This is a genomic window from Shewanella sp. AS1 (assembly GCF_021412565.1).
Taxonomy (GTDB): Bacteria; Pseudomonadota; Gammaproteobacteria; order Enterobacterales; family Shewanellaceae; genus Shewanella.
This window is the reverse complement of the sequence record NZ_JAKCLJ010000049.1, coordinates 1-327: the sequence shown is the minus strand read 5'-3', so window position 1 is coordinate 327 and position 327 is coordinate 1. Positions and strand designations below refer to the sequence as shown.

At 48.6% G+C, this 327-nt stretch carries 1 rRNA gene; it reads right to left on the bottom strand.

The window, feature by feature from the left end:
- Positions 1-238 precede the first annotated feature (238 nt).
- A 16S ribosomal RNA gene (locus LZP69_RS15990) occupies positions 239-327 on the bottom strand; the annotation flags it as partial.

Genomic DNA, 327 nt, shown 5'->3' with positions numbered 1-327 from the left:
TCACCCTTATCAGGGGTGCGCTCTAACCAGCTGAGCTACAGACCCATTCTTTTTGGTCTTTTGAACGCTACTCGGCGTTGCTTTCGTTGTTCGGTCGTTATGTAGTGAACTACACTGCCTTCCTCACACCTCAAGCGCCTTGATTAGCACTCAAAATCCGCAAAAATACCTTTCGATATTTCTCTATCTTCTATCAAGCAATCTGTGTGAACACTCAGAGGGTCAATCATCGTATAGGTAAGGAGGTGATCCAGCCCCAGGTTCCCCTAGGGCTACCTTGTTACGACTTCACCCCAGTCATGAACCACACCGTGGTAAACGCCCTCC